6 protein-coding genes are annotated in these 7,655 nt (G+C 72.0%); 4 read left to right on the top strand and 2 right to left on the bottom strand.

Annotated features, from left to right (window positions below):
- Nucleotides 1–1,850, top strand: a 1,850-nt coding sequence (locus tag VGD85_RS19125) for a dehydrogenase (RefSeq protein ID WP_331065019.1), incomplete at its 5' end; no start/stop codon positions are given.
- Between the two features lie 95 nt (nucleotides 1,851–1,945).
- Entirely contained in the window at nucleotides 1,946–3,436 is a 1,491-nt protein-coding gene (locus tag VGD85_RS19120) for a WS/DGAT domain-containing protein (RefSeq protein ID WP_331065018.1), read from the top strand.
- 19 nt (nucleotides 3,437–3,455) lie between these two features.
- Here the strand turns inward: VGD85_RS19120 and VGD85_RS19115 are convergent, their stop codons facing one another.
- The gene (locus VGD85_RS19115; protein WP_331065017.1) at nucleotides 3,456–3,659 is read right to left on the bottom strand and encodes a DUF2892 domain-containing protein; all 204 of its coding nucleotides are present in this window, start codon (nucleotides 3,657–3,659) and stop codon (nucleotides 3,456–3,458) included.
- 153 nt (nucleotides 3,660–3,812) lie between these two features.
- Between VGD85_RS19115 and VGD85_RS19110 the strand changes: the two genes are divergently transcribed.
- On the top strand, nucleotides 3,813–5,033 hold the full coding sequence (locus tag VGD85_RS19110; protein ID WP_331065016.1) for an NAD(P)/FAD-dependent oxidoreductase: 1,221 nt from the start codon (nucleotides 3,813–3,815) through the stop codon (nucleotides 5,031–5,033).
- A 63-nt stretch (nucleotides 5,034–5,096) separates the two neighbouring features.
- Here VGD85_RS19110 and VGD85_RS19105 read toward each other — a convergent pair whose 3' ends face one another.
- On the bottom strand, nucleotides 5,097–5,912 hold the full coding sequence (locus tag VGD85_RS19105; RefSeq protein WP_331065015.1) for a YwiC-like family protein: 816 nt from the start codon (nucleotides 5,910–5,912) through the stop codon (nucleotides 5,097–5,099).
- A gap of 249 nt (nucleotides 5,913–6,161) precedes the next feature.
- On the opposite strand from VGD85_RS19105, the gene VGD85_RS19100 reads away from it, so the two are divergent.
- A partial coding sequence (locus tag VGD85_RS19100) for an SNF2-related protein (protein WP_331065014.1) occupies nucleotides 6,162–7,655 on the top strand: 1,494 nt, incomplete at its 3' end.

Genomic DNA, 7,655 nt, shown 5'->3' with positions numbered 1-7,655 from the left:
GCCTGACCCGGGCCGCGGGCGCAGTGCCGATCACCGACGGCTGCGCGCTGCTCGGCGTGCTCCAGGAGTGGGCGGTACGCCGGGTGCAGGCCGAGCTGCCCGGCTACTTCGACAACGCGCGGACCGTGGTGCTCGGCGGCGAGAACCACCGGGCGACGGTCCGGATCCTGCGCGAGTACACCGCGAACATCGAGTTCGCCGACCCGCTCCTGCGCGTGGACCTCCCCGGCCGCGTCGACGCCAACCCGCTGCTCGCGGCGGCCGCCGACCTGGGCAGGATCTCGCGGGGCCTGCTGCCGGGTCCGGTCCAGGCCCACCTGCCCTCGCACGTGCCGGGGCCGCTGCTGGCGCCGGGCGAGGCGGTCAGCAACGCACTGGCCCGCCGGGCCGCGCGGGACTGCGACGTCGTGGTCGCGACGTACGAGGAGCTCACCGGCTTCGGCCTCGAGGACCTCGCCGGCAAGGCCGTGATCAGCATGTCGATCTCGGAGGAACGCCTCGCGGACCTCGGCGACCGCGGCGTCGACCTGGTCGTCGACGTGACGCCCCAGCCGTTCGACGTGACCGTCAGTGCCGCGGTGCTCGAGGCGCTGATGCTCGCCACCGTGCACGTCTCGGGCCGGCTCACCAACGACGACCTGCTCGAGATGATCGTCACCGCCGGGTTCGAGCCACGGCTGCTGTACCCGAACGGGTTCCGGCGCAAGAGCCGGTTCGCCTTCGTCATCCACCCGCTCTCCCAGCAGTACCTCGCGAAGGTCGAGCCGCTGCGCACGATCTCGAAGGTCGCTCCGGGTGTCGTGATGGATGCGGTGGAGAAGGCGGTGGCGTACGCGCCGCCGTTCACCTACAGCCACGTCACCGGGATCACCTCGCCGACCGGGGCGGAGGCGGAGGGGTGGCTGATCTCGGTCGGCGGCACGCCCAAGGAGCTGATGGGGCACAGCCCGGACTTCACCTACGCCCGGCTGCTCGCCGCCGCGGAGATCGCGCAGCGGCTCGGCGCCCAGATCATGGGGCTCGGGGCGTTCACCAAGGTCGTCGGCGACGCGGGCGTGACGGTCGCGAAGAAGGCGCCGCTGCCGATCACCACGGGCAACAGCTACAGCGCCGCCGGCGCGCTGTGGGCCGCGCACGAGGCGCTGCTCCAGCTCGGCCTGGCGCCGGTGGACGACCAGGGCCACCTGCGCGGCAAGGCGATGGTGGTCGGCGCCACGGGCGCGATCGGATCGGTCTGCGCCCGCTTGCTGGCGCTGGCCAGCGCCGAGCTCTGGCTGGTCTCGCCCGAGTCGGCCAAGCTGCTCGCGCTCAAGCAGGAGATCCAGCGGGAGAACCCCCGCGCGAAGGTGCACGTGGCCGCGACGCCCGACGGCCACCTGGGCGCGATGGACCTGATCGTCACCGCGACCTCGGGCGCGGGCAAGCGGGTGCTCGACATCATGGCGGTCAAGCCCGGGTGCGTGATCACCGACGTGGCCCGGCCGTTGGACCTCTCGGCCGAGGACGTGGCGCGCCGGCCCGACGTGCTCGTGGTGGAGTCCGGGGAGATCGAGCTGCCCGGCGACGTACGGATGAAGGACATCGGGCTGCCCCCGAACGTCGCCTACGCCTGCCTGGCCGAGACGGTCGTGCTCGCCCTCGAGGGCCGCTACGAGACGTTCACGGTCGGGCGCAACATCGAGTGGCCCAAGGTCAAGGAGATCTACAAGCTCGGGCTCAAGCACGGGATGAAGCTCGCCACGATCTCGGGGGTCAACGGCGTGTACTCCGCCGAGGACATCGCCGAGATCCGGGAGCGCGCGCTCGCCGCCCGGGCGACGACGGGTGGTGGCCGGCGTGCCGCGAGGTGACGCTCGGCGCCGCAGAGGTGACGTTCGTCCCTGCCCGGTCGCCACGGGCACGACGACGATGATCGCTACCAGCGGGTAGCGGAGGCGAGGCGGTCATGGGCGGACGACAGCGGTTGAGCGGTCAGGACGCGCTCTGGCTCGCGATGGACAAGCCCGGCAACCTGATGGTCGTCGACAGCCTGTTCTGGACCGAGACGCCGATCGACTGGGACCTCTATCGCGACCTGATGAAGGAGCGGTTCTGGGACCGGTACGCCGTGGTGCGCAGCGTGATCGTCCGCGACGAGGCCGGGACGCTGTGGTGGGAGGAGGACCCGGGCGCCGCGCTCGACGACCGGTTCGAGCGGGTGCAGCTGCCTGCGCCCGGAGGGGACGAGGAGCTCCAGGCGCTGATCTCCGCGCAACGGGTGCTCCCACTCGACCGGGGCGAGCCGCTGTGGCGGGCGATCCTCGTCGACGGCTACCGCGGCGGCAGTGCCGTGCTGTTCCGGACCCATCACTCGATCGCAGACGGGATCCGGATGGTGCAGCTCGCGCTGCGGGTCTTCGACATCACCCCTGACGGCACGCCGTGGCGACGTGAGCCGGTGAAGCTGCGCAAGCAGCATGCGAACGGCACGGTGCCCGACCGAGTCGCGTCATCACTGACCGGCCGGGCCGTCGCGGCGGCGGCCGGCTCGTTGCAGGTCGCCCGGAGCGCGATGGTCAACCCGATCGGCGCCGCGCACAGCGCGCTCACCAGGTCCGAGGCCCTGCTCGGCCGGCTCGGGGCGCTGCCCGTGGTGTCCGCGCTGCCCGGCGACGTCGACACCGCCCGCAAGCTGGTGCTGGGCACCCGCAACGACACCACCGCCTGGACGGGGACCGTCGGCGAGCACAAGGCGATCGCGTGGTCGGCACCGATGTCGCTCGACGAGGTCAAGCGCGTCGCTCACGGTCACGGTGCGACGGCCAACGACGTGCTGGTCACCTGTGTGGCACAGTCGCTGCGGGCCTGGCTGATCGCGCACGACGCGGTGTGCAGCAGCGTCACCTGGGACGTGCCGGTGAACCTCAAGCCGTTCGACCCCGACCTGCCACTCGAGCTCGGCAACGGGTTCGCGCTCGTGCAGCTCGAGCTGCCGACGAACATCGACGACCCGGAACGCGCGCTGGCGGTGGTCCGGCGCCGGATGAACCGGATCAAGAACGGCCACGAGGCGGTGGTCGACTACAGCATCCAGGCCGCGATCGGCCGGATGAGCACCGCGCTCTACCGCGCGACCATCGACCTGCTGGCCAGCCGGGCGGTCGGCGTGCTGACCAACGTGCCCGGCCCGCAGGTGCCGCTCTACATCGCCGGTCAGAAGGTGGGGGCGATGATGGGCTGGGCGCCGATGACCGCCGACCAGGCGATGAGCCTCACGATCTACAGCTACGACGGCCGGGTGTTCGTCGGCCTCGCCGCCGACGCCGGCCTGGTGCCCGACCACCAGCAGATCGTCGACGGGTTCGTGGCGGCGTTCGAGCGCCTGGCCGAGCGCACCGCCCCACCGACTCCGGCCGCGCGGCGGTCGCCGCATCCGGCCACGGCCCGCAAGCGGTAGGCGCCCGGCGGGAATCAGCTCAGCGGAACGCGCAGCCGGAGTTCAGCCCGCACCGGCGCAGCATCATCGCCGCGGGGCAGAAGCCGGTGATGCTCGACTGGAGCAGGTTCAGCCCGACGAACGCGGTGAGCAGCAGCCACCACGGCGAGACCGTGCTCGCGAGCAGGGCGCTGGTCAAGATGACGATGCCGGCGAATGCCATGACGGCGCGGTCGACGTTCATGCGGGTGGAGCTCCTTTGTGGTGCTGGGCAGGCTGCGGTGCGCCGGATTGGGGTCGAAAGGCCCGGGCACCGGGTCTGACGACCCTCGTAGAGCATATACCCCAGGGGGTATACCTGGAAACACAGAACCCCAACTGGAGGAGGCGCGAGGAGATGCGCAAGAAGGTCCTGGTGCTCGGCGCGAACTTCGGAGGTATGACGGCCGCGCTCGCCGTACGTCACGAGCTCGACGGCGACGTCGACGTCACGGTCGTCTCGGCCAGTGACCACTTCCTGTTCAACCCGAGCCTCATCTGGCTGCCGTTCGGCAAGCGCGAGCGGTCCGACATCACGTTCCCGGTGGCGCCCACGCTGGAGTCCCACGGCATCGAGTTCGTGCACGCGGCGGCGACGGGCGTGGACCCGGTCGCGAAGAAGGTCACGACCGACGACGGTCGCGAGCTCGGCTACGACTACCTGGTCATCGCGACCGGCTACCGCAACAAGGACGACGTCGTCCCGGGCTTCAGCGAGAACGCCAACACGATCACGACGCTCGTCGAGGCCGAGCGCACCGGGGCGGCCTGGAAGCGCTACCTCGAGGACTCCCGCGGATCCCGCGGCCCGCAGGACGTCGTGATCGCGGCGTCCCAGAGCGCCGGCTGCTTCGGAGCGGCGTACGAGTTCCTCTTCAACACCGCCTACCAGCTCAAGAAGGCCGGCCTGCGCAAGCAGGTCAAGTTGACCTACGTCACCTCCGAGCCCTTCCTCGGCCACTTCGGCATCGGCGGGCTCCCGCACGGCGAGCAGCTCCTCGGGATGTTCTTGAAGAAGGAGGGCATCGAGGCCCGGATCAGCGTCGGCCTCGACCACGTCGACGACGGAGCGCTCGTGCTCGGCGACGGTGAGCGGCTGCCGTTCGGCTTCAGCATGGTCGTGCCGCCGTTCCTGGGCCAGGACTTCCTCCGCGAGACCGACGGCCTGGCCGACGCGAAGGGCTACGTGCAGGTGCGTCCCACCTACCAGAGCGAGAAGTACGACGACATCTACGCGGTCGGCGTGGCGGCGGCGGTCGACGTCCCCTGGCAGACGCCGACGCCGGTGGGCATCCCGAAGACCGGCTTCCCGACCGAGGTGATGGCGCACATCGCCGCGGCGAACATCGCCGCGCAGATCAAGGGCGAGATGCCCACGAAGACCAAGGACTTCGGGGACATCAAGGCCGTGTGCGTGATGGACGCCGGCAACAACGGCGTGATCATCCTCGCCGACAAGATGCTGCCGCCGCGCAAGCACGGTGTGCTGGTCCCCGGGCCGCAGGCGCACCTGATGAAGCTGGGGTTCGAGAAGTACTTCCTCTGGAAGATGCGCAACGGGCACGTGCAGCTGCCCTGATGAACGGGCCTGTCGGGGCAGGCCATGGGGAGGCCGTGGCGGTCGCTCGACCCGGGACCGGGTTCAGGCGGCCGCCACGGCCATGCCCGCGAACAGCAGCACGGCCACGAACCCGCCGAGCTCGACCATCCCGATCGTGCCGGGGCGCATCCCCGACCAGTCCCGGCGCAGCGCCCGTCCCGCGAGCACGGCGAACGGTGGGACGAGCAGCCATCCCGCCGGCAGGCACCAGGCGACCGCGAGGGCGGGGGAGCCGAGCAGGCAGCCGACCGCGAAGACCTTCGAGGCCCGCGCGAACCGGGGGTCGCGGCGCTCGCGCAGCAGCGACTTCACGTGGAGCGTCGAGCCGAGGAGCACCGCCGCGCAGACGAGCGCGAGCAGCCAGGCCTCCCCGGGCACCGCGTCCAGCAACGCGCCCGGGCTCCAGGTGTCGGGATCGTCGCCGACCAGGCCGGTGACGACGACCATGCCCGCGCACTGGGCCACGAACACCGCGTCGTTGGCCAGGTCCCGCTCCCGGTTGCGGCGGGCATAGGCGAGGTTGACCACGAACGACGCCAGGTAGACCACCGCGACCCACAGCAGCCACGGTCGCAGCGTGACCGCCGCCAGCCCGGCGGGGACGAACAGGGCCGTCCAGGTCGCCAGCGGCCGCCGGAACCGCTCGGGTCGGCGGGCCCGGACGTAGCTGAGCACGAAGTACGACGCCGGGTAGGCCGCGATCCAGGCCCAGGCCAGCGGGAGCCAGGCCCAGGACGGGTCGCCGACGAGGAACCCGAGCGCCAGCGGCAGTCCGAGGAACGCCCAGGCGCCGTGCTGGGGCGGGAACAGCGACGTGCGCTGTACGGCGCGCGCCGGGGGACGGTCGGCTGCGGTCACGACCGAAGCCTACGAGCCGGGGTCCGGGGGAATGCCGCGGGCAGGCCCGGTGCTGTGTACGATGGACCCGGAGTCGACCGCACGTCGTGGGTCGGCCCGCCACGCCGAGTCCCGGCCGTCTCGCCCGGCACTCATCGACCCGCAGACCCGATCTCGCGGATCCGTGGACCCAGCACGTCGAGGACCGCGTCGCCCGGGCGCCCCTCCATCGTCGTACCGCACACCGGGCACACTCCGGAGGAGGGGTTCTTGGCTCGACAGGGCCAGCGCCAGTCGGCGGGTCGCCGTGCACCGGCACGCAACCAGCGCCGCGGCGCCCGCGCGCTCGACAACGAGGGCATCATCCCGGTCCTGGCCCGCGCCGTGCGCGAGGTCGAGACCGCCGTGCAGCGCGGGGCCGTGTCCCCGTCGACGCGCACCAAGTTCCAGGTGGTCGCCCTGCTGGTCCGCGAGGAGCGGGCCCGGGTCAAGGCCGACGCCGAGAGCACCGAGGCGCAGCGCGCCGAGCAGCTCAAGCGGCTCGACGGGATCGCGACGATCCTCGCCAAGACCGCTGCCCGGGACACCTCGCTGCTCGCCCTGCTCGCCGAGCAGGCGGAGGTCTCCGACGCGGCCCGCGAGCTGCGGCGGCGGATGATCGAGGCCGCCGGTCTCGAGGTGGTCGAGGAGGAGCCGGCCGAGCCGGAGCCGCTGGCCGTCGTCGCTGCGCCGACCCGCCGGGTCGTGCCCCAGTCGGTCGTCCAGCGCCAGCTGTCCAACCCGTTCCTCGTGCCCGACTTCTCCCACGCGCGTCCGGGCAGCGGGCGGGCCCGCCGGCTGGCCGGCTGGGAGCTGCTCGGGCCGCTGTTCCGCTCCTTCGAGTACGCCGGCGCCGCGGCCGCCTCGTGCATGCAGCTGCCCGAGCCGATCACCGCGGTGCGGCTGCCGGCGGGCCGGGAGCTCATGCACCACCAGGCGCAGGTCGTCGCCTCGGCCGGCGCCGGACACCGCACGTTCCTGCTGGCCGACGAGCCGGGCCTGGGCAAGACCGCGCAGGCGCTGCTCGCCGCGCAGGCCGCGGACGCCTACCCGCTGCTGGTCGTCGTGCCCAACGTCGTGAAGACCAACTGGGCCCGTGAGGTCGGCCTCTGGACCCCCAGCCGGTCGGTCACGGTGATCCACGGCGACGGCGAGGACGTCGACGGCTTCGCCGACATCGTGGTCGTCAACTACGAGGTGCTCGACCGCCACGTCGGCTGGCTGGGCGAGTTCGGCTTCCGCGGGATGGTCGTCGACGAGGCGCACTTCATCAAGAACAAGCAGTCGCAGCGCTCCCAGCACGTGCTGCACCTGTCGGAGAGGATCCGCGCCCGGGCCGGTCGGCCGCTGCTGATGGCGCTCACCGGCACCCCGCTGATCAACGACATCGAGGACTTCCGCGCGATCTGGCAGTTCCTCGGCTGGATCGACGACAAGAAGCCGCTCGCAGAGCTGATGCACGCCCTGGAGGAGACCGGCCTGACGCCGGCGGACTTCGGGTTCTACCCGGCCGCGCGCTCCGCGGTCATCGACCTGGGCATCGTCCGGCGTCGCAAGGTCGACGTCGCGGCCGACATCCCGGCCCGCCGGGTCGCCGACATCCCGGTCGAGCTCGACGACGAGGTCGGCCGGTCGATCCGCGACTCCGAGCGCGAGCTCACCCGCCGCCTCCTCGAGCGGTACGACGGAGCCCTCGAGCGCCGCAGGTCCGGCGCCGTCGTCGAC

Source organism: Nocardioides sp. (assembly GCF_036401255.1).
In the GTDB taxonomy this organism is placed as follows: domain Bacteria; phylum Actinomycetota; class Actinomycetes; order Propionibacteriales; family Nocardioidaceae; genus Nocardioides.
The sequence above is the reverse complement of the archived record's forward strand: the minus strand, read 5'-3'. Positions and strand labels throughout refer to the sequence as shown.